At 67.6% G+C, this 23,832-nt stretch carries 24 protein-coding genes; 12 read left to right on the top strand and 12 right to left on the bottom strand.

The features are described 5' to 3' along the window. Nucleotide 1 precedes the first annotated feature (1 nt). From AC3DET_RS07875 to AC3DET_RS07840, 8 genes are all read right to left on the bottom strand, one after another. A complete protein-coding gene (locus AC3DET_RS07875) occupies nt 2–1,252 on the bottom strand; it encodes a putative DNA modification/repair radical SAM protein (protein ID WP_488391266.1) in 1,251 nt (416 codons plus the stop codon). A gap of 220 nt (nt 1,253–1,472) precedes the next feature. Beyond that, entirely contained in the window at nt 1,473–2,255 is a 783-nt protein-coding gene (locus tag AC3DET_RS07870) for a hypothetical protein (RefSeq protein WP_488391265.1), read from the bottom strand. Nucleotides 2,256–2,518: 263 nt separating this feature from the next. After that, nucleotides 2,519–2,848: a DUF3325 domain-containing protein gene (locus AC3DET_RS07865; protein ID WP_488391264.1), complete on the bottom strand. Its 330-nt coding sequence runs from the start codon at nt 2,846–2,848 to the stop codon at nt 2,519–2,521. Continuing rightward, nucleotides 2,841–4,508, bottom strand: coding sequence for a PepSY-associated TM helix domain-containing protein (locus tag AC3DET_RS07860; protein ID WP_488391263.1), 1,668 nt, complete (start codon nt 4,506–4,508; stop codon nt 2,841–2,843). Before AC3DET_RS07860 ends, AC3DET_RS07865 begins: the two co-directional genes overlap by 8 nt. Nucleotides 4,509–4,518: 10 nt before the next feature. Beyond that, on the bottom strand, nt 4,519–4,830 hold the full coding sequence (locus AC3DET_RS07855) for an iron uptake protein (protein WP_446538714.1): 312 nt from the start codon (nt 4,828–4,830) through the stop codon (nt 4,519–4,521). A gap of 37 nt (nt 4,831–4,867) precedes the next feature. Continuing rightward, nucleotides 4,868–7,075 carry a TonB-dependent siderophore receptor gene (locus tag AC3DET_RS07850; protein ID WP_488391262.1) on the bottom strand — a complete coding sequence of 736 codons (2,208 nt, stop codon included), beginning with the start codon at nt 7,073–7,075 and terminating at the stop codon, nt 4,868–4,870. 264 nt (nt 7,076–7,339) lie between these two features. Next, a complete protein-coding gene (locus AC3DET_RS07845; protein WP_337731203.1) occupies nt 7,340–8,014 on the bottom strand; it encodes a ChrR family anti-sigma-E factor in 675 nt (224 codons plus the stop codon). Continuing rightward, nucleotides 8,011–8,637 carry a sigma-70 family RNA polymerase sigma factor gene (locus tag AC3DET_RS07840; protein ID WP_488391261.1) on the bottom strand — a complete coding sequence of 209 codons (627 nt, stop codon included), beginning with the start codon at nt 8,635–8,637 and terminating at the stop codon, nt 8,011–8,013. Before AC3DET_RS07840 ends, AC3DET_RS07845 begins: the two co-directional genes overlap by 4 nt. 146 nt (nt 8,638–8,783) lie before the next feature. Between AC3DET_RS07840 and AC3DET_RS07835 the strand changes: the two genes are divergently transcribed. The 9 genes from AC3DET_RS07835 (at nt 8,784) to AC3DET_RS07795 (ending at nt 17,062) form a co-directional block, all read left to right on the top strand. Continuing rightward, nucleotides 8,784–9,575, top strand: a complete 792-nt coding sequence (locus AC3DET_RS07835; RefSeq protein ID WP_488391260.1) for a hypothetical protein — start codon at nt 8,784–8,786, stop codon at nt 9,573–9,575. 69 nt (nt 9,576–9,644) lie between these two features. Beyond that, complete coding sequence (locus AC3DET_RS07830; protein ID WP_488391259.1) at nt 9,645–10,598, top strand: acyl-CoA desaturase; 954 nt, start codon at nt 9,645–9,647, stop codon at nt 10,596–10,598. A gap of 2 nt (nt 10,599–10,600) precedes the next feature. Next, nucleotides 10,601–11,884, top strand: coding sequence for an NAD(P)/FAD-dependent oxidoreductase (locus AC3DET_RS07825; RefSeq protein ID WP_488391258.1), 1,284 nt, complete (start codon nt 10,601–10,603; stop codon nt 11,882–11,884). After that, the gene (locus tag AC3DET_RS07820) at nt 11,881–12,657 is read left to right on the top strand and encodes a DUF1365 domain-containing protein (RefSeq protein ID WP_488391257.1); all 777 of its coding nucleotides are present in this window, start codon (nt 11,881–11,883) and stop codon (nt 12,655–12,657) included. Before AC3DET_RS07825 ends, AC3DET_RS07820 begins: the two co-directional genes overlap by 4 nt. After that, nucleotides 12,654–13,904 carry a class I SAM-dependent methyltransferase gene (locus AC3DET_RS07815; protein WP_488391256.1) on the top strand — a complete coding sequence of 417 codons (1,251 nt, stop codon included), beginning with the start codon at nt 12,654–12,656 and terminating at the stop codon, nt 13,902–13,904. The genes AC3DET_RS07820 and AC3DET_RS07815 overlap by 4 nt, the downstream gene beginning before the upstream one ends. Continuing rightward, nucleotides 13,901–14,698, top strand: coding sequence for a DUF1295 domain-containing protein (locus tag AC3DET_RS07810; protein WP_488391255.1), 798 nt, complete (start codon nt 13,901–13,903; stop codon nt 14,696–14,698). The genes AC3DET_RS07815 and AC3DET_RS07810 overlap by 4 nt, the downstream gene beginning before the upstream one ends. Then, entirely contained in the window at nt 14,695–15,777 is a 1,083-nt protein-coding gene (locus tag AC3DET_RS07805) for a cyclopropane-fatty-acyl-phospholipid synthase family protein (RefSeq protein ID WP_488391254.1), read from the top strand. The genes AC3DET_RS07810 and AC3DET_RS07805 overlap by 4 nt, the downstream gene beginning before the upstream one ends. 34 nt (nt 15,778–15,811) lie before the next feature. After that, a complete protein-coding gene (locus AC3DET_RS07800) occupies nt 15,812–16,309 on the top strand; it encodes a lipocalin family protein (protein ID WP_488391712.1) in 498 nt (165 codons plus the stop codon). Nucleotides 16,310–16,387: 78 nt separating this feature from the next. Next, complete coding sequence (locus tag AC3DET_RS07795) at nt 16,388–17,062, top strand: class I SAM-dependent methyltransferase (RefSeq protein ID WP_488391253.1); 675 nt, start codon at nt 16,388–16,390, stop codon at nt 17,060–17,062. 358 nt (nt 17,063–17,420) lie between these two features. Here AC3DET_RS07795 and AC3DET_RS07790 read toward each other — a convergent pair whose 3' ends face one another. The 3 genes from AC3DET_RS07790 to AC3DET_RS07780 form a co-directional block, all read right to left on the bottom strand. Then, nucleotides 17,421–18,344, bottom strand: a complete 924-nt coding sequence (locus tag AC3DET_RS07790) for a DUF2268 domain-containing putative Zn-dependent protease (protein ID WP_488391252.1) — start codon at nt 18,342–18,344, stop codon at nt 17,421–17,423. A 181-nt stretch (nt 18,345–18,525) separates the two neighbouring features. After that, nucleotides 18,526–18,861 (bottom strand): hypothetical protein, encoded by a 336-nt coding sequence (locus tag AC3DET_RS07785; RefSeq protein WP_488391251.1) that lies wholly within the window; start codon nt 18,859–18,861, stop codon nt 18,526–18,528. An 84-nt stretch (nt 18,862–18,945) separates the two neighbouring features. Then, nucleotides 18,946–19,686, bottom strand: coding sequence for an SDR family oxidoreductase (locus tag AC3DET_RS07780; RefSeq protein WP_488391250.1), 741 nt, complete (start codon nt 19,684–19,686; stop codon nt 18,946–18,948). 99 nt (nt 19,687–19,785) lie between these two features. Here AC3DET_RS07780 and AC3DET_RS07775 point away from each other — a divergent pair, with 99 nt between their 5' ends. Then, nucleotides 19,786–20,682, top strand: a complete 897-nt coding sequence (locus tag AC3DET_RS07775; protein ID WP_488391249.1) for an AraC family transcriptional regulator — start codon at nt 19,786–19,788, stop codon at nt 20,680–20,682. Nucleotides 20,683–20,748: 66 nt separating this feature from the next. Here AC3DET_RS07775 and gcvA read toward each other — a convergent pair whose 3' ends face one another. Next, nucleotides 20,749–21,669, bottom strand: coding sequence for a transcriptional regulator GcvA (gene gcvA, locus AC3DET_RS07770; RefSeq protein WP_488391248.1), 921 nt, complete (start codon nt 21,667–21,669; stop codon nt 20,749–20,751). A gap of 132 nt (nt 21,670–21,801) precedes the next feature. Between gcvA and AC3DET_RS07765 the strand changes: the two genes are divergently transcribed. Both AC3DET_RS07765 and AC3DET_RS07760 read left to right on the top strand, forming a co-directional pair. Further along, on the top strand, nt 21,802–22,623 hold the full coding sequence (locus tag AC3DET_RS07765; RefSeq protein WP_488391247.1) for an MBL fold metallo-hydrolase: 822 nt from the start codon (nt 21,802–21,804) through the stop codon (nt 22,621–22,623). Next, nucleotides 22,620–23,486: an MBL fold metallo-hydrolase gene (locus AC3DET_RS07760; protein WP_488391246.1), complete on the top strand. Its 867-nt coding sequence runs from the start codon at nt 22,620–22,622 to the stop codon at nt 23,484–23,486. The genes AC3DET_RS07765 and AC3DET_RS07760 overlap by 4 nt, the downstream gene beginning before the upstream one ends. The last annotated feature ends 346 nt before the right edge of the window (nt 23,487–23,832 follow it).

Here is a 23,832-nt window from a genome sequence, read left to right as displayed (position 1 = left end):
CTCAGCCGAAAAGATCGGCCTGGCGCGGTGCGGGCGCCAGTTCGCGTCGCAGGCGCGCCGGATCGTCCAGGCGCTGGCGCGGGTGGTGGTCCAGCAGCACTACGAAGGGCAGCACCTTCTGCAACGGCGCGCGCAACCGTGCCAGGTCCGCGACGCGCAGCCGGCCCTGCCGGCGCGAATCGACGATGCGCTGCACGTTGCGTGCACCCAGGCCGGGCACGCGCAGCAGCATCTCGCGCGGTGCGGCGTTGAGGTCGACCGGGAACCGGTCCGAATGTCGCAATGCCCACGCCAGCTTGGGGTCGACATCCAGGTCCAGCATGCCGCCCTGCGTGCCGGTGTCGCCGACGATCTCCTGCACGTCGAAACCGTAGAACCGCAACAGCCAGTCCGCCTGGTACAGGCGGTGCTCGCGGAGCAGTGGCGGCGCGCGCAGCGGCAGCTGCACGGAGGCATCGGGAATGGGGCTGAAGGCGGAGTAGTACACGCGACGCATCCGGAACCGGTTGTACAGGGCATCGCTGGCGACCAGGATCGCGCGGTCATCCGCGGCGTCGGCGCCCACGATCATCTGGGTACTCTGCCCGGCCGGCGCGAACTTCGGCGGACGCCTGCGCCTGGGTTGCGCTTCCTGCTTCGTCGGCCTGGCAGCCAGGATGCGCGTGTGCAGTTCGCCCATCGCATCGCGGATGCCCTGCGCCTGCTTCTGCGGCGCCAACTGCTTCAAGCCCTCTTCCGTCGGCAACTCAACGTTGATGCTGAGCCGGTCCGCGTAGCGGCCGGCGGCGGCGAGCAGTTCCGGCGACGCTTCCGGGATGGTCTTCAGGTGGATGTAACCGGCGAAGCGATGGTCTTCACGCAGGCTGCGCGCTACTTCCACCAGTTGCTCCATGGTGTAGTCGCCGTTGCGGATGATGCCGCTGGAGAGGAACAGGCCTTCGATGTAGTTGCGCTTGTAGAACTCCAGTGTCAACCGCACCACCTCGGCCGTGGCGAAGCGCGCACGTGGCACGTTGCTGGAGACGCGGTTGACGCAATAGGCGCAGTCGTAGATGCAGAAGTTGGTCAGCAGGATCTTCAGCAACGACACGCAGCGCCCGTCCGGCGTGTATGAATGGCAGATCCCCATGCCCTCGGTGCTGCCGATGCCACCGTTGCCCAGCGAGTGACGCTTGCCTGCACCGCTGGAGGCACACGACGCGTCGTACTTCGCCGCGTCGGCCAGAATCGCGAGCTTGTCCTTCAGTTGCATGGCGTCATGGTATCCGGCGCACGCTCATGCGATGAGACGATGCGGGCCATCGGCGCACGCAATCGCGGCCCCGCCCCCACCCTGCGGACAGCGCCATGCGCTGCCCGCCCTGAATGAGGGCGATGGCCTTGGACATGACGGGCATGCGAGCATGGGCACATGCGCAGCGACGGTTCCGGTTTCCGGCCCCGCCGGGAGACCGGAAACCTCGGAACGCCCGTCAGAAGTCGAAGCGTGCGGCGATGGAGAGCGGCACCGATACACGCTTGCCGGTATCGTTGATCGAACCCAGGCCCAGACCGCCGATGGCGCTGTCATCGCCTTCCAGATCGGCGACGTAGCGCACGCCCGCCTGCGCGGTGATGCTGAAGGTCTCGTTGACCGGAATCAGCACGCCGATATCCACACCGGCGCTGGCCGCCCACTTCTTTTCGGTGAAGGGCGCGTTCTCGATGGTGATGGCCGCATCAGGGATGTCGAACGTGGCACGGATGTCGTCGGTCTGCGTGGCGCCCAGGCGGCCGGCGACGAACGGGCGCGTGTAGCCCGGTTGCATGAAGTAGTACCGGTATCCGGCTTCGACCGTCAGCGCCTTGTAGTCGCTGAAGGTCCCGTAGACCGGCAGTTCGGTAGTGAGCGCCGGCACGAAGGCTCCGCCCACGCGCACGGTGCCCGGATCGGTCTCGGTGCGCCGCAACTGGCCGAAGATCTCCGCCCGATCACTCAGTCCGTACGAGAATTCGAGACCGTACGTCATCGCCTGGTCGTAGATGTCTTCATGCGTGCGCGGCTGGATGCGCAACTCCGCACTGATGCCGGCCAGATCCGGATTGAGCGGCCCGAGGTCGGGCACCGGCGCCACCGCGCCATCATGCACATCGCCACTGACGGGCGTATCCGCACCACCGAACAACGACATCGAGAACTTGCCCTGCTCGGGGCCGGACGCGAACGCGGGAGTGGAAACAGCGAGCAACACCAAGCCAGCCAACCTTGTGTTCATGACGGTATCCAGGATGAAGGGTGGGATGCCGTGGCGTGATGCACACGACGCCTCCCTTACGCGTATACGCGCGGGTTGGATTCACTTCTTGATGCGGCGGGGTTTCAATGGGATTTTCTTCACCCACCCTGCACGCACGTGAACGGGTGACGCATCGCCTGTTCGTCCTGCGCGCAACGACTGCAGGCACTGCCGCGTTTCGTCACCACGGGATGGGATGGATGCAATCCGTTGACAGGTGGAATGTGCGGTGCCGAGCGACGCTAGTGGACAGCGCGCACCCACGGCGCGAGGACGCGCAACCAGTGCGCACGCCAGGTGAGCACGAACGCGGTGGTGAGCGCGCCCGCCGCGAGGCTCATCACCCACACCAGCACCGCCATGGAAGCGTGGTCGACCACCAGACACAGGGCCAGCGCGACGACCAGGCCGGCCGCACCCAGCAGGCGCAACAAGCCCGGCGTATGACGGGAACACCCGCGCACCCATACCTGCTGCGCGTGGGGCTGCATCGACAGGGCCAGCCAGCCCATGCCGGCGAGGCTGGAGAGCACCGCCGCCAGCAAGAGGTATCCCGCCATGGGGTCAGGCATGGGACGCCTCCACACCGGTCACGCGCATCCCGGCGGCAACGGCACGCCGCTTGAGGATGCGCGTCGTGATGCACGCCACCACGGCGGTCACCAGCAATGACAGGTCAACGCCCGCGACAGGCCAATAGCCCGCGCGCAACGTGGCGAGCAGGTGGTCACCGGTCGTCACCCAGTTCAGCACGACGGCGGCCACTGCCAGCACCGCTATCGCCCCGGATTGCTCGCGCCATGCGGGATTGGCCAGCCCACGCGCGACCGGTGCGCTGCGCCAGCCGGCATGCAGCAACGCCAGCACCCAGGTTCCCCAGAAAGCGTAGCGCTCCCAGTCACCGCGTGCCGGCAGCTCCTCGGGCAGCAGGCGGTTGGCGACCAGTATCCCGAGTGCGGCCAACACCATGCCCGTCACCGTGGTGACGGCCAGGGCATCGACCACCCTCGCGCCCTGGCTGCCTCGCTGGGCATGCTGGCGCTTGCGCTTCTCGACGAAGAACACGAACCCGGTCGCGATGCACACCGCACCCGCCAGCCCGCCCAGCACGTAGAACCAGCGCAGCAACCAGTGGCGGAAGTGCTGCAGGTGCAGGCCGGTGAGGAATTCGCTGACGCGACCCACCGGGGTGGCGGCAGGATCCTCGCGGATCAGTTCGCCCGTCGATGCCTTGTAGTGGATACCATCGCCCACCAGCGCGATGCGGTCGGTACCCGCGCGGTAGACGCTGACGTAGCCATTGGCATCGCCCACGTGCTGCAGCACCAGGAAGCCGACATCACCCGCCTTGTCCTTCGCCTCCCAGCGGCGTTGCGCATCGGCCACCATCGCGTCGACATTGGCCAGGCCCGCAGGCACGCCCGCGCGCTCATGCGGCAGGCCGGTCTCGCGCGCTTCCACTTCCGCGTGCAGGTCATGCAGTCCGTGCAGCTGCGTGTGGCCGAGGGGGAAGTAGTACGTGGCGGCGAAGATCAGCAGGCCGGTGAACGCGAAGAAGAAATGGAACGGCAGTGCGACGACGCCGGTCAGGTTGTGCAGGTCCAGCACGCTGCGCAGGCGCGCCTTGTCGGGACGGAAGGTGAAGAACTCGCGGAAGATCTTGCGGTGCATCACCACGCCGCTGACCAGCGCGGCCAGCATCACCAGCGCGGAGAAGCCGACGATCCAGATGCCGAGGTTCTTCCAGTCCAGCGTCAGACCGTAGTGCATGGGATAGAAGAAGCCGCTGCCGACCTTGAGCCTGTCGTTGGGCAAGGGCGTGCCGTCGCGCGGATCGAGTGTACCGTCGGCCCAGATGGTTTCCTCCGGATCCTTCGCATTCGGCACTTCGTACCCCGCGAACACCTGCAGCACCGGGTCGCGGTGGGTGGTGTAGGCGCTCCAGCTGACCACGGTATCGAAGCGGGCCGGCATCTCGCCGTTGACACGGGAACGCATCGCGTCCACGGCCGCCGGCAGCGGCTGCATGCGCTCGAAGGCCGGACGCAGTACCTTTTCGTACGAAGGCATCGGTTGCGGCTCGAAACGCGTGGACGGAATCGCCCAGCGGTCGATCTCGCGATCGAACACCGACAGCGCGCCGAAGAAGAACGCGGCCATCAGCACGAAACCCAGCACCAGGCCGAACCAGGTGTGCAGCCATGCCATGGCCTGACGGAAGCTCGGGAACATGTCGACCTCCTCAGACCAGCAGCGATTGCACGAACGAGCCCGTGCCCGCCAGCAATGCACCGCCGCCGGCCAGTACCGACCACACCACCCACACCCGGCGCGCCGCGAACGCCCAGAGGAACGCCACCAGGAACGCCAGCACGCCCAGCAGGCTGGCGAGGAACTCGGCGTCGTGGAAATCCATGCCGGCGGCGAACATCAGGCTCGCGCCGGTGGCGACGATGCCCCAGGCGAAGGCATAGCCGCCGAACACGGCGGCGGTGATGCGCGCCGCCAGGTGCAGGCGCGGCGCGTGGGAGGAAGCGGCGATGGTGCGGGACATGGCGATGGCTCGTGTCTCGGTGCGGGGAAGCGGCGGTTCAGAACCGCCAGTTCAGGCTGAGCGTGTAGTTGCGCGGCGCGCCGTAGTAGCCGCTGTAACGCAACGTGTTGATGTACTTCTCGTCGCCGAGGTTGTTGACGTTGAGCCGCAGCGTGGCGTTGGGCAGGAAGTCCCACGCGGCGAACGCATTGAGCACCGCATAGCTGTCCTGGCGAACGGTGAAGCCGCTGGATTCCACGTTCGAAATGCTGCTCTTCCAGCGCCCGCCAATGCCGAAGGACAGTGCCGTGTAGGTCGGCAAGCGCGCGCTCAGCAACAGGTTGGCCGTCCGGCGCGGCACCCAGCGATAGGTATCGTCTCCGTCCTGTCCGGTCAGCTTCAGCGCGGTATAGCCGAACACCATGTCGACGTTGTCGCTCAGCTTGCCGGTGGCTTCGAATTCGACGCCCTTGGACTCGACGTCCACGCCTTCGTAGTAGAACTGGCCAAGGTCGTTGTAACCGGCACCGGTTGCCAGGCCATCCTGCTCGGCCCGGAACATGGCCAGCGTGGTCAGCAGGCGCTTGTCCAACCAATCGGCTTTCACACCCAATTCGTAGTTCGACCCCTTGGTCGGATCCAGGTAACGCCCGTCAGCGTCCGACTGGCTCTGCGGCTGGTAGATGTCCGAGTAGCTGACGTAGCCCAATACGTTGGGAGTGAAGTCGAAGGTCAGACCCGCGTAAGGACTGGTCTCGCTCTCGGTCTGATCGAATACCACGCCGTAGTTGACGCCTTCGCGGTGGTACTCGGCATAGTTGAATCCGACCACGGCCTTAAGCCTGTCCGTCAGCGACAGTCGGGTCGCGCCGTAGGCGCGCTTGAGCCGCTCATCCAGCGTGCTGTAGACCGACAAATCGCCCCACACCGGCTCGGGGATCACGTCACCCGCCCACGGAAAGCCGGGCATCTCGATGTAACCGCAAAGCTCGGTGCCGCACATGGCGCCCGCGTACTGGCTGCTGACGCTTTCGCTCTTGGACCAGCTCACGCCAAGCATGACTTCCTGATCGCGGCCGAACATGGGGAAGTGACCATTGAGCGTCGCCGAGCCCAGGTCGGCAGTGAATTTGTCGGCGCCGCCCCACGGATAACCATACAGCCCCAGATTGGTGCCCGGCTCCAGGCCAGTGGCCGCGAAATCAGTGGCGTAGAACAGCTTGTCGTCGTTGCGGATATCGCGATGGTTGTAGGACAGCTTCATCTGCCAGTCTGCGCCCAGCTGGTGGGTGTACTCGATGAAACCGGTCTTGGTGGTCGTGTCCCAGTACGTCCAGTCCTGGGTGGTCGAGGCTCCGCGATCCCATTCGGCCTGCGTGCCGTCGCTGTACATGAAGCCGAGCGCGCCCCACATGTTGCCGTTGGTCTTTCCTTCCTGCCAGGAATACCCCAGCGTCAACGTGCCGTTCTCGCCGATCTGGCCGTCCACTACGCCATAGAGGAAGTCGCGCGTGTCGTCCTTGCCGCGCAGCCAGGAATCGCCTTCTTCGTGCGCGGCCACCACCCGTCCGGCCCACGTGCCGTTCTCGGTGAACGGCGTGGAGTAATCGACCTCCGCCCGCGTCGTGCCCCAGGAGCCATAGCTGATGCCGACACTCCCCTGCGGCTCGTTGGTGGGGCGCTTGCGCACGTAGTTGATCGTGCCGGCGGCATTGCCCACGCCGGTCAGCAGGCCGTTGGCGCCACGGATGACCTCCAGCTTCTCGTAGCCGAAGGTGTCCTGCGCGCCAGTGACGATGCCCCAGCTGTTGGGCAGACCGACACCATCGATCTGGGTGTTGGCGATGTCGAAGCCGCGCGCGGTGAAGTTGGTACGGTTCGTTTCCCACTCCTCCACCTGGATGCCGGTCGCCATGCGCAACGCTTCGTTGAGGCTGTCGGTGCCGAACTGCGCCATCTGCTCGCTGCTCACCACGCTGATCGACTGCGGCGTCTCTTTGATCGCCAGGTCGAGGTTGGTGGCGCCGTTGCTGACGCGGCTGGCGCGCTGACCGACGACCATCACCGCATCGAGGTCGGTCGCTGTCGCGGAGGCATCTGCGGCCGCCTGGACGGCAGGCACCGCGTCCTGCGGCGCGGCGATCGCCGTGCCCGCCGTACAGGCCAGCGCGATGCAGATGGCGGTACGCAGTCGCGCCGCCATGGCGGGGGTGGCAAGGGAACGGCGGGCACGGGAAGACAGCAGGATGGGGGACGTGGAGGGCATGGGGGGGTATCGGGGAGGGGAAAGGAAGCGGCGCGGCCGTGACGGGCAACGACATCCCCGCCCGCGACATCGCGCGATGCGGACATTAAATGCGAATGGTTCTTATTTTGCAAGACTGAGGTGTACCGGTTACCGTGCAACATGCACGCAATACCTGCCCGCGAGCACTTGGGCCCGGAACGCATGCCTGCGGGATGTGCCGCGCTTGTGGCGGGCACGCGCATACCCGGCACGCAAGGTGCCGGGCAGGCCAGAGGGCCTCGATCAGAGCTTGAACAGCGGCTGCAGGCGTTGCGCCAGCCAGCCCGGGAAGCGCAGCGGCGCATCCAGCGCGGAAACGCAGATGCAGGCGACGCCGGGCACGGTCACCGGCTGGTGCTCGACGTCGCTGTCCAAGTCGGCCACGTCACCGGGGGCGAAGTGACCCAGCGCATCGTGGTAGGCGCCGCGCAGGATCTGGGTGAGTTCCGTGCCGCCATGGCTGTGCACGGGCATGCTGCGGCCGGGGCCGATCTTCAGCATCAGCAGCGTGCCTGTCGGCGTCCCCGCCGCCCGGATGCAATGCACGCCGGGCGCCATCCAGCGCCACTTCAAGGCACGGTAGGACGTGCCGAAATAGGGATGCAGCGGTGCCGGCAGGCGATCGTCCGCCTCGTACGGCGCGGCGCGCGGCGGCGGCGCCACCGCGACAGGCTCGTCATCGAGGCGACGCAGCATCGCCTCGCGCAGGACGGCCCGGTGTCCTTCGTCCGGGGCGCCCGGCCCGGGCTGCTGGTGTTCGATCAGCTGCCCGCCGATGCACTCGGCCTCCTCCACGCGCGCGCGGCAATGCGCACAGGTTTCCAGATGCGTGGCGGCGACGATCGCCATCTCGACGGTCAGCGCCCCCGCCGCGTAGCTGAGCAGGGTGGAGGGATCCAGATGATGGTGCGGATTCACGACTGACCTCGTACTTGGCCCTGCAGGCGCAGGAACGCGCGCCGCAGGTGCGACTTCACCGTACCCAGCGGCATGTCCAGCTCGTCGGCGATTTCCTGGTGGCTCTTGGCTTCGAAATACGACATCCGCATCAACCTCGCCTGCACCGCCGGCAGTTCCTCGATGCGGCGTTGCAGGTGAACGTGCTCGGCGTAGTCCTCCGCCGACGTGAAGGGCCGGGCCAACTCCTCGTCCGTGCACTGGCACGCATCCTCCAGCACCTGCACCCAGCCGGGTTCGCGTCGCACGCGGTCGATGTGCAGGTTGCGGCCGATCCGGAACAGCCAGGTGGACACCGCGCCCTGTTGCGGATCGTACATGGCCGCCCGCTGCCACAGGCGCAGCAGCGCCTCCTGCGAGAGCTCTTCCGCCACCGCCTCGGGACTGCCCAGCCCGCGCAGGTACAGGCACAGGCGTGGCATGAAGTGATCGTAGATCCGCATGAAGCTGCCCCGGTCGCGCAAGCGCGCGACCGCGATCATCTCGCGGGTCCAGTCATGCGTATCCCGGGTGGAGGGCGTGGGCGTGGACACCGGCCGTGCCGCCCCGCGGGGCGGCGTAATCCTTGTGAAGTCGGACGGCATGGTATGCCAGGCCCCGTTGCTGGTCGTGATGGGCGTATGTACGGGCGGGACCGCCGTTTGGATGCGGCGTCATCCAGTGCCCGGATGCATCCACCCTGCCCCGCACAGCGTAGGACGAACCGGTCCACCCCCGGGAATCCCGACGCATGTCCGTACGCAGCCACCTGCTCGCGTTGTCGATGGGCGCCATCGGCGCCTGTGTGGCCGGTCCCGCCTGTGCGGACACCGATATCCATCAGCAGGAAGCCCGGGCCCATCCCCGCAAGGGCGAAACGCTGCTCTACCGCGAATCGCACTGGCGTTACCGGCAGGAGGGAACGGCGCGCCGGCTGGTGCTGTATCGGTGTCCCGATGGCCGTGCGTTCGCGCGCAAGACCGTGGTCGAACGCCCCATGGCCCAGGCACCGGACTTCGATTTCCACGATGCCAGGGATGGCTATCGCGAAGGCGTGCGCAGCGGGCCGCAGGGGCGCGTGGTCTACGTCCGGTCGGGTGCGCGCGCTCCACTGAAGGAACGTGCGCTGGCCGTACCCGCCGATGGCGTGATCGATGCCGGCTTCGACGCCAGTGTGCGCCTGCACTGGGCGACCCTCCGCGCCGGTGACGACGTGACCCAACCCTTCCTGCTGCCCAGCCGGATGTCCTTCGTGCCGGTACGCCTGCAGCCCGGGCCCTCCGTGCGATGGCAAGGCATTCCCGCGCAGCGCATGACGATGCGACTTGACCGCTGGTATGGCTTCGTCGCGCCTTCGATGGAACTGACCTACGCGGATGCGGACCGGCGCCTGCTGGAGTTCGCCGGCATCGCCACCATCCGCGACGGCGCCGGGCGGCACCAGGACGTCCGCATCGTGTTCCCCGAACCCGCCAAGCCCGCCGATGCCGGTGCCCTGCAGCGCGCACTCGCCACGCCGCTCGTGCAGCGGTGCACGCCCTGAGTGTCGTGCCGCGTGCATCCAATCACCGTCTGCACACGTATGTGCCGTGAATGCAGCGGAGACAGAGCGATGCCGGCCAGCGTTTCATCCCCCTCCACGCTGGCGGCACGCGGTCTGGCCGCCGTGCGTCGCTGGTTCGACACGCAGAGAGTGGATGACGAAGACGCAGGCCGCGCCCGGGAGATCGACTGGCTGCGTGCCGCCCCCTTCATCGGCATGCACCTCGCGTGCGTGGCCGTGCTGTGGGTCGGCGTATCGCCTGTCGCGGTGACCGCGGCAGTGGCGCTCTACGCCGTGCGCATGTTCGCGATCACCGCCTTCTACCACCGCTACTTCTCGCACCGCACGTTCCGCACTTCGCGCGTGCTGCAGTTCGTGTTCGCGCTGATCGGTGCCGCCAGCGTGCAGCGCGGGCCGTTGTGGTGGGCCGCGCACCACCGCAACCACCATCGCCATGCCGACACCCCCGCGGACCCGCATTCGCCCGCGGTTCACGGCTTCTGGTGGAGCCACGCGGGCTGGTTCCTGACCCGCGGCGGCTTCCGCACGGACTGGGCGCGCATCCCCGACCTTGCACGCTATCCGGAGTTGCGCTGGCTGGATCGCTACGACACCGTCGTGCCGGTACTGCTGGCCGCCAGCCTGTATGCGGTCGGGGAACTGCTGGAGTACGTGGTGCCGCGATGGGGCACGAACGGCCCGCAGCTGCTGGTGTGGGGCTTCTTCGTGTCCACCGTGGTGCTGTTCCATGCCACGGTCACCATCAATTCGCTGGCGCACCGCTTCGGCCGCCGCCGTTTCGACACGCACGACGACAGCCGCAACAACGTCTGGCTCGCGCTGCTGACGTTCGGCGAGGGCTGGCACAACAACCACCACTTCTTTCCCGGCACCGCGCGCCAAGGCTTTCGCTGGTGGGAAATCGACCTGACCTGGTACGGACTGCGGCTGCTCGCCATGCTCGGCCTGGTGCGGGAACTCAAGCCGGTGCCCGCCTGGGTGCTGGCGAAGGCGAGGCACTGAGCATGCGCATCGCGATCGTGGGTTCCGGCATCGCCGGACTGGCCTCGGCATGGTGGCTGTCGCGCCGGCACGACGTGGTCCTGTTCGAAGCCAACGACTACCTGGGCGGCCACACGCACACGCACGATGTCGAACAGGCGGGACGGCGCTACGCCATCGACAGCGGCTTCATCGTCTTCAACCCCGACCACTATCCCCTGCTGTGCGGTCTTTTCGGCCAGCTTGGCGTGGCCTCGCAACCGACCACGATGAGTTTTTCCGTGCACAGCGCGCGCAGTGGCGTGGAATACAACGCGACCACGTTCGACACGCTGTTCTGCCAGCGCCGCAACCTGCTGTCGCCGCGCTTCTGGGGCATGCTCCGCGACCTGGCGCGTTTCTACCGCGAGGCGCCCGCATTGCTGGCCGGAGGACAGCCGGGCCCCACACTCGGCGACTACCTGCAGGCCGGCGGCTACGGCGATGCCTTCCGCGATGAACACCTGGTGCCGATGGCATCGGCCCTGTGGTCGTCGCCGCCGCAGGGCATCCTGGCGTTCCCGGCACGGTACCTGGTGCAGTTCATGGCCAACCACCACATGCTGACGCTGGGAGCGCGATCGCCCTGGCGCGTGGTGACGGGCGGTTCAAGCACCTATGTACAGGCATTGCGTCGTCGCTGGCGCGTGCAGGAGAGACGGTCCACGCCCGTGCGGGCGATACGCCGCGACGACGAAGGCGTGGAGCTCGACACCCGCCACGGCCGCGAGCGCTTCGACCATGTCGTCCTGGCCTGCCACAGCGACCAGGCACTTGCGCTGCTCCACGACGCGGAGGCCAGCGAGCACGCGATCCTCGGCGCCATCCGTTACCAGTCCAACGACACCGTGCTGCACACCGACGCCAGCGTGCTGCCGCGCGAACGCAAAGCCTGGGCGGCATGGAATGCGCATGTGCCCCGCGACCCTTCGGCGCCGTGCACGGTGAGCTACTGCATGAACCTGCTGCAGGGCGTCGCGTCGCCGGATCCCTTCGTGGTCACCCTCAACCGCAGCGAGGCGATCGATCCCGCGCGCATCCTCAAGCGCATGCACTACCGCCATCCGGTCTACGACCACGGCATGGTCGCGGCGCAGCAACGCAAGGCCGAGATCCAGGGCCGCCGCCGCACGTGGTTCGCCGGCGCCTACTGGGGCTGGGGCTTCCACGAGGACGGCATCCGCAGCGCGCGCGACGTGGTGGATGCCATCGAGGCGCTGACCGCCGGAACGGTTGGCCGGCGCGACGCCGAAGCGGTGAGCGCGTGACCGCTCCGCTGGCAAGCGCCGTATACGAGGGCTGGGTGCGGCATCGCCGGCACTCGCCGCGCGCGCACGCCTTTCGCTATCGCATGGCGCAGCTCTACCTGGACCTGGACGAAGTCGATACCGTGTTCGACCGCCGCTGGCTGTGGTCGGCGGATCGCCGCAACCTCGCGGAGTTCCGCCGGTGCGACTACCTGGCGCCGCACGACCGGCCGCTGGTCGAGGCCGTGCGCGACCGCGTCGAACGCGCGCTCGGCCATCGCCCGCAAGGCCCGGTTCGTCTGCTGACGCACCTGCGCTACGCCGGCTACGTCTTCAATCCGGTCAGCTTCTACTACTGCTTCCAGCCGGACGGCACCACGCTGGACGCCGTGCTGGCCGAAATCACCAACACGCCCTGGCGCGAACGGCACAGCTACGTATTGCCCATACACGACGGCGTGCCGTACGGCGACGGCTGGGAATGGGGCTTCGACAAGGCCTTCCACGTGTCGCCGTTCCTGCCGATGGACTGCACCTACCGCTGGCGCTTCACGCCGCCCGAAGATGCCCTGCGCGTGCACATGCAGGTCGACCGCGAAGGACGGCGCGCCTTTGACGCCACCCTGACCCTGCTGCGCCGACCCTTGGATGGCGCCTCGCTCGCGCGCGTGCTGTGGCGCTACCCGCTGATGACCACGCAGATCGTGGCCGGCATCCACTGGCAGGCACTGCGCCTGTGGCTGAAGCGCACGCCGGTGCACGACCATCCTTCACTCGCACGCGAGACCCCATGAACGAGATTGCCGACGTCTCCACTGTTCCCTCCTACGGCGCGCTCGACCGCCTGCTGCGCTCGCAGCTGCTGGCCCGCCTGGACGCGCTGGACCATGGCGTGCTGGTGGTCCGCGACGCGCTGGGCGAACACCGCTTCGGCCATTCCGGCGAGGGAAGGTTGTCGACCGTGCACCTGTGGATCGACGATCCCGCGTTCTATCGCGCGCTCGCCGCGCAGGGCAGCGTGGGCGCCGGCGAGGCCTACATCGCCGGCCACTGGCGTTGCGACGACCTGGTCGGGCTGGTCCGGCTGCTGGTGCGCAACCGCACACTGCTCGATGGCATGGAGGGCGGCATGGCCCGCATCGGTGGCTGGGCGCTGCGCCGCTGGCACGCACTCCGCCGCAACACGCGCGAGGGCAGCCGCCGCAACATCGCCGCGCACTACGACCTCGGCAACGATTTCTTCGCCCTGTTCCTGTCGTCGGACCTGATGTACTCCTCGGCGATGTTCGCCTCCCCGGACGACGACCTGGAGACAGCCTCCTACCGCAAGCTCGATGCGGTGTGCCGCAAGCTGGCGCTCGCGCCGGGGGACCGCGTGGTCGAGATCGGCACCGGCTGGGGCGGCTTCGCGCTGCATGCGGCGCGCCACTACGGCGCGCACGTGACCACCACCACGATCTCGCGCGAACAGCATGCACTGGCCAGCCAGCGCGTGGTCGACGCCGGCCTGCAGGACCGGGTGACGCTGTTGCTGCAGGACTACCGCGACCTGCAGGGCGCTTACGACAAGCTGGTGTCGATCGAGATGATCGAAGCGATCGGCGCGCAGTACCTCGGCACCTTCTTCGGCAAGCTGGGCAGCCTGCTGCGCCCGGGCGGGCAGGCCTTGCTGCAGGCCATCACCATCGAGGACCACCGCTACCTGCAGGCGCGCCACTCGGTGGACTACATCAAGCGCTTCGTCTTTCCGGGCAGCTTCATCCCCTCGCTCAATGCCATGTATGACGCGAAGACCCGCGCCAGCGACCTGCAGGTCGTCCACCAGGAGGACTTCGGCCTGTCGTATGCGTACACGTTGCGCGCATGGCGGCGGCGCTTCATGACGCGCCTGGCGGATGTGCGCGCGCAGGGCTTCGACGAGCGCTTCATCCGCCTGTGGGAGTTCTACCTGGCGTATTGCGAAGGCGGCTTCCTGGAGCGCTCCATCGGCGTGTCGCACCTGCTGATGGCGCGCCCGGCGCACGCCGCGGAGGCAGCATGAACCTGCTGCCCACACTCGGACTGGTCGCCCTGCCGGCCGCAGTCGTGATGATGTACGGCTGGTACTGGCAGCGGCGTCGCGACAACGCCGGGATCGTCGACGTGCTGTGGTCGGCATGCGTGGGTGGCAGCGCCGTACTGCTTGCAGTCCTCGGTGATGGCGCGTGGCAGGCACGCGCGACGCTGGCCGTGCTCGGTGGCCTGTGGGGCGCGCGGCTCGCGCTGCACCTGTGGCGACGCGTGCGCCACGAACCGGAAGACCGCCGCTACCGCCATCTGCGTGACCACTGGCAAGGGCACCAGGGCAAGTTCCTGCTGTTCTTCATGGCGCAGGCGTTGCTGGTGGTGCTGTTCGCGCTTCCGTTCGCTGCCGCGGCGCGCAGCCCCGTGGACTCGGCGTGGCCGTGGATCGTGCTGGCGGTGGCCATATGGATGGGCAGCGTCGCCGGCGAGGCCGTCGCCGACCGCCAGCTCGCGCGCTTCCGCGCAGATCCCGCCAACCGCGGGCGCACCTGCCGCGAGGGTCTGTGGCGTTACTCGCGACACCCCAACTACTTCTTCGAATGGCTGCACTGGTTCGCGTACGTCGCGCTGGCAGCCGGTTCGCCGTGGTTCTGGCTGGCATGGACGGGCCCGGTGGTGATGTACGTGTTCCTGCGCTGGATCAGCGGCATCCCCTACACCGAAGCGCAGGCGCTGCGCACGCGCGGCGAGGACTACCGCGACTACCAGCGACGCACGCCGATGCTGTTCCCCTGGTTCCCGACACCCCGCGACGAGGAAACGACGCGATGAACACCATGACCGACGAGCTTCCCGTTGACCGCCCCGCCACCGGCCTGCTCGGCCTGGCCGAACGCGGCCTGCTGCCCGACGCGCTCGTTCGCGCCGGCATCCGCCGCCTGTGCGCGCAGCGCCTGCGCGACGAAGGCGAAGGTGGCCAGGCGGCGCAGTCCGCACGCCTGGCGCAACGCCTGCGCGACCTCCAGCGCGGCGCACTCGCCCTGCATACCGACGCTGCGAACCGCCAGCACTACGAACTTCCGCCCGCCTTCTTCCAGCACTGCCTTGGACACCGGCTGAAATACAGCAGCTGCTTCTATGCCACCGGCACCGAGACGCTGGACCAGGCCGAAGACGCCATGCTGGCCCTGTACGGCGAGCGCGCGGACCTGGCCGACGGACAGGACATCCTGGAACTCGGCTGTGGCTGGGGTTCGCTGACCCTGTGGATGGCGGAGCGTTACCCGAACGCGCGCATCACCGCTGTCTCCAACTCCCATTCGCAGCGCGAGTTCATCGAGGCACGCTGCGCCGAACGCGGGTTGCGCAACGTCCGCGTCCTTACCCGCGACGTCAACCAGCTGCACCTGGAGCCGCAGGGCTTCGACCGCTGCGTGTCGGTAGAGATGTTCGAACACGTCAGCAACCATGCCGTGCTGCTGCGTCGCATCCATGACGCGCTGCGGCCGGGCGGCAGGCTGTTCGTGCACATCTTCGTGCACCGCCACCTGATGTATCCGTTCGAGACGCAGGGCGAAGACAACTGGATGGGCCGGCACTTCTTCACCGGCGGCATGATGCCGTCGGCCGACCTGCTGCTGTTCTTCCAGGATCATCTGCATCTGCAGGAACGCTGGCTGCTCGACGGCAGCCACTACCAGCGTACCGCCAACCACTGGCTGGCGCGGCACGATGCACATCGCGCGGAGGTGATGGACGTACTGCGCCAGGCCTATGGCGATGCCGCGCCGCTATGGAACCAGCGCTGGCGCATGTTCTGGATGGCCTGCGCCGAACTGTTCGGCTATCGCGACGGGCAGGAATGGCTGGTCGCGCACTATCGCTTCCAGCGACCCACCCGGGAGCACTGACATGCGTACCCTGCCCTTCGTGCTGCTCGCGCTGATGGTCGCCACCACCACCGCGGCCTGCAGCTCCGGCAACGTCAAGCCGTCCATCCCCACGGCCGCACCGGTCGACGTGGACCGCTTCATGGGCGACTGGTACGTCATCGCGCACATCCCGTCGTTCCCCGAACGCGAGGCTTATGCCGCCGTGGAGTCGTACGCGAAACAGCCGGACGGCCGCATCCAGACCACGTTCCGCTTCCGCAAGGGCGCGCTGGACGGACCGGAGAAGACGATGCACCCCATCGGCACCGTGAAGCCCGACGGTGGCGGTGCAGTGTGGGACATGCAGTTCGTCTGGCCGATCCAGGCCGAGTACGTGATCGCGTACGTGGACGCCGACTACCAGCAGACGATCGTGGGGCGCAGCAAGCGCGACTACGTGTGGCTGATGGCGCGTACGCCGCGGATTCCGGAGACGGACTACCAGGCGCGCGTCCGCCAGATCGAAGCGCTGGGCTACGACGTGTCCAAGCTGCGGCGCGTACCGCACTGAGCAGCCGCCGGCTCCGCTGCAACGATTCGCGAACGGATCGCACGCTAGCATGGAGGCCCCGCCGCAACGGAACACCGCATGTCGTTCTCGGATCCAGACGCCGTCGCCCGCTACGCCCAGGGTCCCATCCGGCAGGTGCCCGGATTCCAGGGAATGCAACAGATGGCGCGGATCCTGCTTGCCGAACGCGTGCCCGACGATGGCCACGTACTGGTGCTGGGTGCCGGGGGCGGGCTGGAGCTGAAAGCGTTCGCCGACGCGCAGCCCGGCTGGCGTTTCACCGGCGTCGATCCGTCGGCCGAGATGTTGAAGCTGGCCACCACCACCCTCGGGCCGCTGGCGTCGCGCGCGGCGCTGGTCGAAGGCTACATCGACGATGCGCCGACGGGCCCCTTCGATGGCGCGACCTGCCTGCTCACCCTGCACTTCCTGCCAGCGGAACAGCGCCTGCATACGCTGGCCGAAGTGCGTCGACGGCTCGCCCCCGGCGCACCGTTCATCGTCGCCCACCACAGCGTGGACGACGCCACGGACAAGCGCGAGCGCTGGCTTTCCCGTTACGCCGCTTTTGCCGTCGCATCCGGCGTGCCTGCCACGAGCATGGTCAGCGCTGCCGCCGCGATCAACGCGCGCCTGCCGCTGCTGTCGCCCGCGCAGGACGAAGCGCTGCTGGACGAGGCGGGGTTTGTCGATATCGAGCTGTTCTATGCCGGGTTCACGTTCCGCGGCTGGGTCATGCGCAACCCTGGCTAGACATGCCACGTGCGACCCAGGCAGGGATGGCACATGGCCAGCGGGGCTCGCGTTTCCGGAACGTATCCCGGGTTCGCGGCGCTCGCCCGGGATTCACTTGCAGCAACAACAGCCGATCAGGTCGGCGCGAAACCGCGCGTGGCCTTCTTCTCGCTCTTCTCGGCGCGCTTTTCCTTCATCGTCTTCGCCGGCTTTTTCTTCTGCTCTTTCTTCTTGTCCAGGCCCTTGGCCATCACGTGTACTCCCATGGTCGTTGCGACCGCCGGGAGCATGACACATCCGGGGCGCCAGGGAGGTGAGGCTGCATGGGGTCAGCCGACGCAAGGCATAGCGCTCGCGCGGGAACCCTCCTGCCCGCCTACAGCGCCATGCCGGGATGCCAGCCGCTGCGGGCCAGGAAGGCGCGGGCGTCGTCCATCTCCAGGATCTCGCGCAGCGCCTGGCGCTTGTCGGGCGCGTTGCGGTAATAGGCCTTGGCGATCCGGTAACCGACCCAGTAGCCGAGATCGCCCGGCTGCTCCGGGGTGGTGTTGTAGACCCAGTCCTTGAGCTCGGTCTTGTCGATGTCGGCGGCGAAGCGGGTCTCGATTTCCTGCTCGCGACCTGCCGCCATCGCCGCGGTGCGGCCGTAGGCGATCTCGCCCGCCACCAGTTCGCCGACGAATTCGGCGATGCCCTCGAGCAGCGAGATTTCCAGTACCGTCGGCGCGGGCTTGTCGCTCAGTTTGTGCGCGTTGACCTGCTGCACATGGACGTATTCGTGCGCGAGCACGTAGACGATCCTGTCCTCGGGGTCGGCATTGAGCCAGTCCGCGTCACACAGCGCCTCCAGGCCCACCTGGATGCCGGTATCAGGGGCGCCGATGGCGATCGGCTTGCCGCGACCGATGGCGATGGTCACCGGCGGGAAGCGCGCCTCGCCATACAGCCCGCCGAGGTCGCGCAGGGCCTTCTCGAGCCGCGCGCGCGCCTGCGGCAGTACGGCCAGGCAGCGGCGCGCATCGGCATAGAGCGCGGGATCGCGGGCCACGGCATCCGCGATGCGTTGCCCCGTGGTGTTGCGCAGACGGGCGAACAGGCGCAGTCCTTCCGAACCCTGCTCCAGGTAATGGCGCTGCAGTTGCGCAGCCGTCGGCTTTCCGCCCGCCGCATCGTAGACGCGGTAGAACAGCGCCACGTCATCGGTCTGCACGACGGCGCCTTCCGTGGCGGCGGTCGATGCATCCATTTCCGCTGCAGCGGAAAGGCCTGCCTGCGTGCCCAGCACTGCGAGCAACAGCATGGCAACGGCCCGCATACGCGTGAAGGCGAATCCTGGCAATGGACTGCGCTGGATCATCCTGATGAAGTCCCACTGGGGTGCCACACGCATCGGTTCCCGTCCCGTTTCGATTTCGTGTGCCGATTCTGACCGCTGGGCCCGCCTCCGGCCAACGGGTCACCGCGCTGCGATGGCGAAATCCCTAGACGGACAACAACGCAGAGAAGAAGCCCGCTCCCGTCCACACGGCGAACGCTGCCATGGCCGCGATGAGCCTGAATTCGTCGGAGCGGACGACCGCGCCCCATGCGAGCAGCAGGACGACGACCACGGTGCACGCGCTGTAGGCGACGAGCATGTGCCCACCCCAGACCAGAAGAGCCGGTGGCCCGAGTAGCCCCGCGTGCCAGATGGTCTTGACGGGAAGCCAGTCGGGTCGGAAGAAGGCCACAAGACTGAGGCCGCCATACACCGCCAGCAGCACAACGACTGCGACCCGGGCAGCAAGGTGATGGCGTTGTGCTCCTGACGTGAGCAAGCATTCACTCCTTTGGACACTGGCGCAGTCTAGCGTCGGCTCACAGGGCGCTGGATGCGCGTCCGCCTCGCGTGCAACCCAGCCTCACCGCACGGCCAGTGCCACCGCATCCGCACCCGCCGGGAAATGCAGTTGCCCGGTGGTGTCGTTCACGGCGTGCCACACGCCTTCGGCGACGTCGGACTCGGCCGTCACCGCGGTGATGCTGCCCAGTCCGGCAAATACGCTGTGGGCGAAGGGCTCGTATGCCTCGGGGATCAGGCCCTGCATGCGCTGCTGGCCATTGGCGGTGAACCGGGTCGACGGACCATAGCCGGGCTCCACCAGCTTGACCCGCACATCGAAGGCCTTGAGCTCGTGCTCCAGCGATGCGGTGAAACCTTCGACTGCGGTCTTGCTGGCGGTATACGCCGCCACCAGCGGGAACGGCGCCAGCGTCGCGCTGGAGGTGACGTTCACGATGACACCTGCCCTGCGCTGACGGAACTGCGGGATGACGGCCTGGCACATGGCCATCAGTCCGAACGTATTGGTTTCGAATACCTCGCGCACGGTGTCCATGGGCGTGGCCTCGAACGCACCGAACAGACCGATGCCGGCATTGTTGACCAGCGCGTCGATGGGACCCGCGGCCTCCACGGCGCTGGCGATGCTGTCCGGCCGGGTGACGTCCAGCGCGAGCACGCGCAGATGGGGTGAAGCGGGGAGCAGGTCTTCGCGCGGATGCCGCTGGGTGGCGATGACGCTCCAGCCCTGCGCGAGGAAGTGGCGGGCGGTTTCCAGGCCGTAACCGGACGAGCAGCCGGTGATCAGGACGGTCTTCATTTCGTTCTCCGAGGGTGAGTTGACTCGGCGGGAACGATAGGCCAGCCTTTCCGGATGATCGATAGCGCATCGTCCTGTTTGTTTTAGCCGGAGTCCGGAATGGCGGATCCACTTTCCGACGTCGTCCAGCTGCTGCATCCGCAGGCGGTCTTTGCCAACGTGATCAGCGGCAAGGGCAACTGGGCCGTGCGGTATGCCGACTACGGCCAGCCCGGCTTCTGCATCGTGCTGGAAGGCAGCGCGCGGCTGGCCGTGGATGGGCACGCCCCCATCACCATCAGTGCGGGCGACTTCGTGCTGCTGCCGACCACGCCCGCCTTCACGCTTTCCGGCTTCGTGCCGGCGCCACCGGTCTTCATCGACCCCGGCGTCGTACCGGGCGGGCAAGGAGAACTGCGTCATGGCGATCCCGACGGACCGCCGGACATGCGCTCGCTGGGCGGCGCGTTCCTGTTCGACACCCGGGACGCCGCGCTGCTGGTCTCGCTGCTGCCCACGGTCGTCCATGTGCAGGGGTCGCAGCGGCTCATGCAACTGGTGCAGATGGTCGGCGAAGAGTACGCGCAGCAGCAGCCGGGCAATGCATACATGCTGTCCCGGCTGGTGGAGATGCTGCTGGTGGAAGCCATGCGCTCGACCACTGCAGGCAACGCGCCGCCCGGCCTGTTGCGCGGACTGGGCGATGAGCGGCTGGCGATGGCGCTCAAGCAGATCCATGCGCGCATCGCGCATGGGTGGACCGTGGGCGAGCTGGCGAAGGCCGCCGCGCTCTCACGCTCGACGTTCTTCGAACGTTTCACCCGCGCCGTCGGCGTGCCACCGATGGAATACGTGCTGGCGTGGCGCATGGAAGTCGCGAAGGAATTGCTCAGGCGCGACGGCCTCAGCGTGACCGAAGTGGCCGAGCGCGTCGGCTACGGTTCGACCAGCACGTTCAGCGTGGCCTTCAGCCGGCACGTGGGCGAACCGCCCAGCCGGTATGCAGGCGGGCCATGAAGCGCCTAGGCACAGGGAAATGCATCTGCTTCGGACCGGCGTACGAACCGCGTCGCCGCGACACCCCTACCGACCTGTGCGTCGCGCTTCCCAGAATGCGGCATCGTCGCCCGCTTCCTGTTGCAGCCATCCGCAGAATGCGTTGACGGCGGCGCGTGGGCGCGCATCGTCCCGTCGCAGCAGCCAGAAGGCGTATGCGTTGGGCAGGCTGCGCTCGAAGGGCAGGAGCAGGCGGCCGTGGAGCACGTCTTCCTTCACCAGGGGCGCGATGCCCAGCGCGATGCCGTGGCCGGCGATGGCCGCTTCCTGCGCCAGGTAGATGCTGGCGAAGACCGGGCCGCGACCTGCATCGACACCCTCGACAGCGGCGGCTTCCAGCCAGTCGGCCCACTGGGGCACGCCGGGCCGGCCCAGCGCGCTTTCGTCGTGCAGCAGCGTCTGCTGTCGCAGATCGTCCAACCGCGACAGCGCCAACGATGGCGCACAGACGGGAAATGCCGGCGCCTCCATCAGCCGTTCCGCATGCAGGCCCGCATACCCACCGGGTCCGTAGCGGATGGCGACATCGACACCGCGCGCGAAGTCGGCCGGCTCGTTGCCGGTTTCGATACGCACGCGGATATCGGGGAACGCGTGATGGAAGCGGTGCAGCCGCGGCGCCAGCCACTTGGCGGCGAATGATTCCAGCGTGCTTATGCGCAGATCCGCCGATGCGTGCGATGTCACGCGGTCCAGCGCCAGATCCAGTTGCCCGAAGATGTCGCCCAGCGCGGCCGCCAGTGCCTTGCCTTCGACGGTGAGTTCCACCGAGCGATTGCCGCGATGGAACAGGGTGACGCCCAGATACGTCTCGAGGTGCTTGACCTGATGGCTGACCGCCGCCGGCGTGACGAACAACTGCTGTGCGGCCGTGTTGAAACTCAGGTTCCGTGCCGCCGCTTCGAACGTGCGGAGCGCATTGAGTGGCGCGGGATGACGGGGCTTCACGAGCACCTGGGCGGAGGGGGGCCGGCCGGCATCGTATCGCGTTACTTTTTCTGAAGCGAACGACAAAACAACTCGTTTGTCGCCACCGAGGGCGTTGGCCACCATGTCGCCACCCACGGCAAGGCGACCCTCGTGAAATTCGAAGAAGTGCATACCGACGTGCTGATGTTCGTCGGCGACGACGTGCAATCCGTCGCCACCGCGTTCATCGATGGCGATGACGTGCTGCTGGTCGATTCGCTGGGCAGTGCGCACGACGCAGGCCACCTGCGCGACGTGCTGTGCGGGCAGTTGGGCAAGACCGTACGCCTGCTCGCTGCCACCCATTTCATGAGCGATCACATCGCCGGCATGTCGCTGTTTCCCGACGCGCTGACGATGGCCCACCGGCACCATCGCCATGCCTACCTGTCGCAGAACCGCCGCGTGGATGCGCTCTACCGGGAGCCGGACATGGTGTTCGACAACATGGCCCTCCGCTGGGGCGCGCATGCGCTGCGCTTCCTCCACAACCCGGGCAAGACGATGGACCACCTGAGTGTGGACGTGCCCACGGCGGACCTGGTCTGCGCGGGCGACAACATCGTCGGCAACATCGTCTACCTGTCGAAGGCCGATCCCGCCCTGCTTCGCGTCGCCATCGGGCGGATGCGCCAGTTCGGCCGCGGAACGGTGATCGGTGGACACATCGGCAGGTTCCACGCAGTGGTGCTCGACAATGCCCTGCACTATCTCGACCAGCTGCGGGATGCCGTGGTCCGCTGCCGCATGCAGGTATCGGCGGTGGAAACCGACGACCGGATCGCGACGATCCGCATCGAGGATTGCCTCGCACCGGGCGTGGTGCCGACGGCGTTCGAACGCGCGTGGCATGGCCATAATCTCGAGGTCATCACGTCGCAGGCGATCTTCGCGCTGGATGCCTCCCTCGCATCCCGGGAGATGCACGCATGAACGGTGATCCGGAAGCACGTCCTCCCATGGAAGGCCGCAGGCGGTTCCTGGCGGGTTGCGTGGGCGCATCCGCCGCTGCGCTGCTGCCGTCGGGCAGCCTGCTGGCGTCAGGCCCCGCGCCTATGCTCCGCGTCCAGCGCCTGGCGTGGGCCGGCATCCGCCTGCAGTTGCCGCAAGCGACCTTGTTCATCGATCCGCTGGTCAACCCGGACGCCTGGGGAACCGCGCTCGGCGACCGGCTGGTGCCGGTGGATGACGGCGTGGGCGAAACCAGCGTGCTGATCACCCATACCCATTCGGACCACTTCGATGCACACGCCGTGGCGGATGCGCTCGGCCGTGGCGGTGTGCTCGCCTATCCAGCGGGGACACAGCCGCTGCCGATGCCGGCCGGCGCACGCGCCAGGCCGAGCGCGCTGTGGGAACCCCAGTTGCTGGGTGACTTCACCGCCACGCCGGTACCTGCGTCGGACGGGTATGGCGACACCCAGGTGTCGTGGGTGGTCGCTGCCGGCGGACGCCGCATCTTCCATGGGGGCGACACCCTGTGGCACGGCCACTGGTGGCGCATCGGCCGCCAGTTCGGGCCGTTCGATGCGGTCTTCCTCCCGATCAACGGCGCGCGATTCGGCTGGCGACAGCCCGTCAGCGGCCAGCCGGGCGTGCTGACGCCCGAGCAGGCGGTCGCCGCCGCCACCATCCTGGGTGCACGCACGCTGGTGCCCATCCACTACGGCATCACCGGCATGAAGGAATACGTGGAAGCGGACGACGCGCCGGGTCGACTGCGCGAAGCGGCGCACGAGAGATCGATGGACGTCCAACAGGTGGCCCCCGGCGATTGGGTGGCCTGGCGTCCCTGACCCGATGCCGACGCGACGATGCAGCATGCCCATGTGCAGCCTGACGCTCGCACTGCTTCCAGCATCGCGACGGCGGCGTTGGCCCTCGGGAAGCCTGATGGCCGTCAGCGACAGCGCAATGCGGTCCGCTTCATCCCTTCGGCAAGCCCGGGAAACTCGCCCGCCAGGTCCGCAGCATGACCACTGGACCGGAAACACCTGCGCGCAAGGCACAAAGACTCGCCGACGCCCCTCGGCGGCTCGCGGGCAAGGGAGAAACACGCGCCGCTGCAAGCCTCGACCCGTCGCCGACGAGGCTCACTGGGTGACGCGCGGATATCCGAAGCCTGCGGCCGAGCCTGCAGAT

It is taken from the genome of Pseudoxanthomonas sp. 97-1-1, from assembly GCF_057773125.1.
This window is presented reverse-complemented; position numbering and strand designations above follow the sequence as displayed.

What these genes read in the sequence shown, in the direction of transcription:
- AC3DET_RS07875 (WP_488391266.1), bottom strand. Translation starts at nt 1,252, where the DNA reads ATGCAACTGAAGGACAAGCTCGCGATTCTGGCCGACGCGGCGAAGTAC.
- AC3DET_RS07870 (WP_488391265.1), bottom strand. Translation starts at nt 2,255, where the DNA reads ATGAACACAAGGTTGGCTGGCTTGGTGTTGCTCGCTGTTTCCACTCCC.
- AC3DET_RS07865 (WP_488391264.1), bottom strand. Translation starts at nt 2,848, where the DNA reads ATGCCTGACCCCATGGCGGGATACCTCTTGCTGGCGGCGGTGCTCTCC.
- AC3DET_RS07860 (WP_488391263.1), bottom strand. Translation starts at nt 4,508, where the DNA reads ATGTTCCCGAGCTTCCGTCAGGCCATGGCATGGCTGCACACCTGGTTC.
- AC3DET_RS07855 (WP_446538714.1), bottom strand. Translation starts at nt 4,830, where the DNA reads ATGTCCCGCACCATCGCCGCTTCCTCCCACGCGCCGCGCCTGCACCTG.
- AC3DET_RS07850 (WP_488391262.1), bottom strand. Translation starts at nt 7,075, where the DNA reads ATGCCCTCCACGTCCCCCATCCTGCTGTCTTCCCGTGCCCGCCGTTCC.
- AC3DET_RS07840 (WP_488391261.1), bottom strand. Translation starts at nt 8,637, where the DNA reads ATGCCGTCCGACTTCACAAGGATTACGCCGCCCCGCGGGGCGGCACGG.
- AC3DET_RS07835 (WP_488391260.1), top strand. Translation starts at nt 8,784, where the DNA reads ATGTCCGTACGCAGCCACCTGCTCGCGTTGTCGATGGGCGCCATCGGC.
- AC3DET_RS07830 (WP_488391259.1), top strand. Translation starts at nt 9,645, where the DNA reads ATGCCGGCCAGCGTTTCATCCCCCTCCACGCTGGCGGCACGCGGTCTG.
- AC3DET_RS07825 (WP_488391258.1), top strand. Translation starts at nt 10,601, where the DNA reads ATGCGCATCGCGATCGTGGGTTCCGGCATCGCCGGACTGGCCTCGGCA.
- AC3DET_RS07815 (WP_488391256.1), top strand. Translation starts at nt 12,654, where the DNA reads ATGAACGAGATTGCCGACGTCTCCACTGTTCCCTCCTACGGCGCGCTC.
- AC3DET_RS07810 (WP_488391255.1), top strand. Translation starts at nt 13,901, where the DNA reads ATGAACCTGCTGCCCACACTCGGACTGGTCGCCCTGCCGGCCGCAGTC.
- AC3DET_RS07805 (WP_488391254.1), top strand. Translation starts at nt 14,695, where the DNA reads ATGAACACCATGACCGACGAGCTTCCCGTTGACCGCCCCGCCACCGGC.
- AC3DET_RS07800 (WP_488391712.1), top strand. Translation starts at nt 15,812, where the DNA reads ATGGTCGCCACCACCACCGCGGCCTGCAGCTCCGGCAACGTCAAGCCG.
- AC3DET_RS07795 (WP_488391253.1), top strand. Translation starts at nt 16,388, where the DNA reads ATGTCGTTCTCGGATCCAGACGCCGTCGCCCGCTACGCCCAGGGTCCC.
- AC3DET_RS07790 (WP_488391252.1), bottom strand. Translation starts at nt 18,344, where the DNA reads ATGCTGTTGCTCGCAGTGCTGGGCACGCAGGCAGGCCTTTCCGCTGCA.
- AC3DET_RS07780 (WP_488391250.1), bottom strand. Translation starts at nt 19,686, where the DNA reads ATGAAGACCGTCCTGATCACCGGCTGCTCGTCCGGTTACGGCCTGGAA.
- AC3DET_RS07775 (WP_488391249.1), top strand. Translation starts at nt 19,786, where the DNA reads ATGGCGGATCCACTTTCCGACGTCGTCCAGCTGCTGCATCCGCAGGCG.
- AC3DET_RS07760 (WP_488391246.1), top strand. Translation starts at nt 22,620, where the DNA reads ATGAACGGTGATCCGGAAGCACGTCCTCCCATGGAAGGCCGCAGGCGG.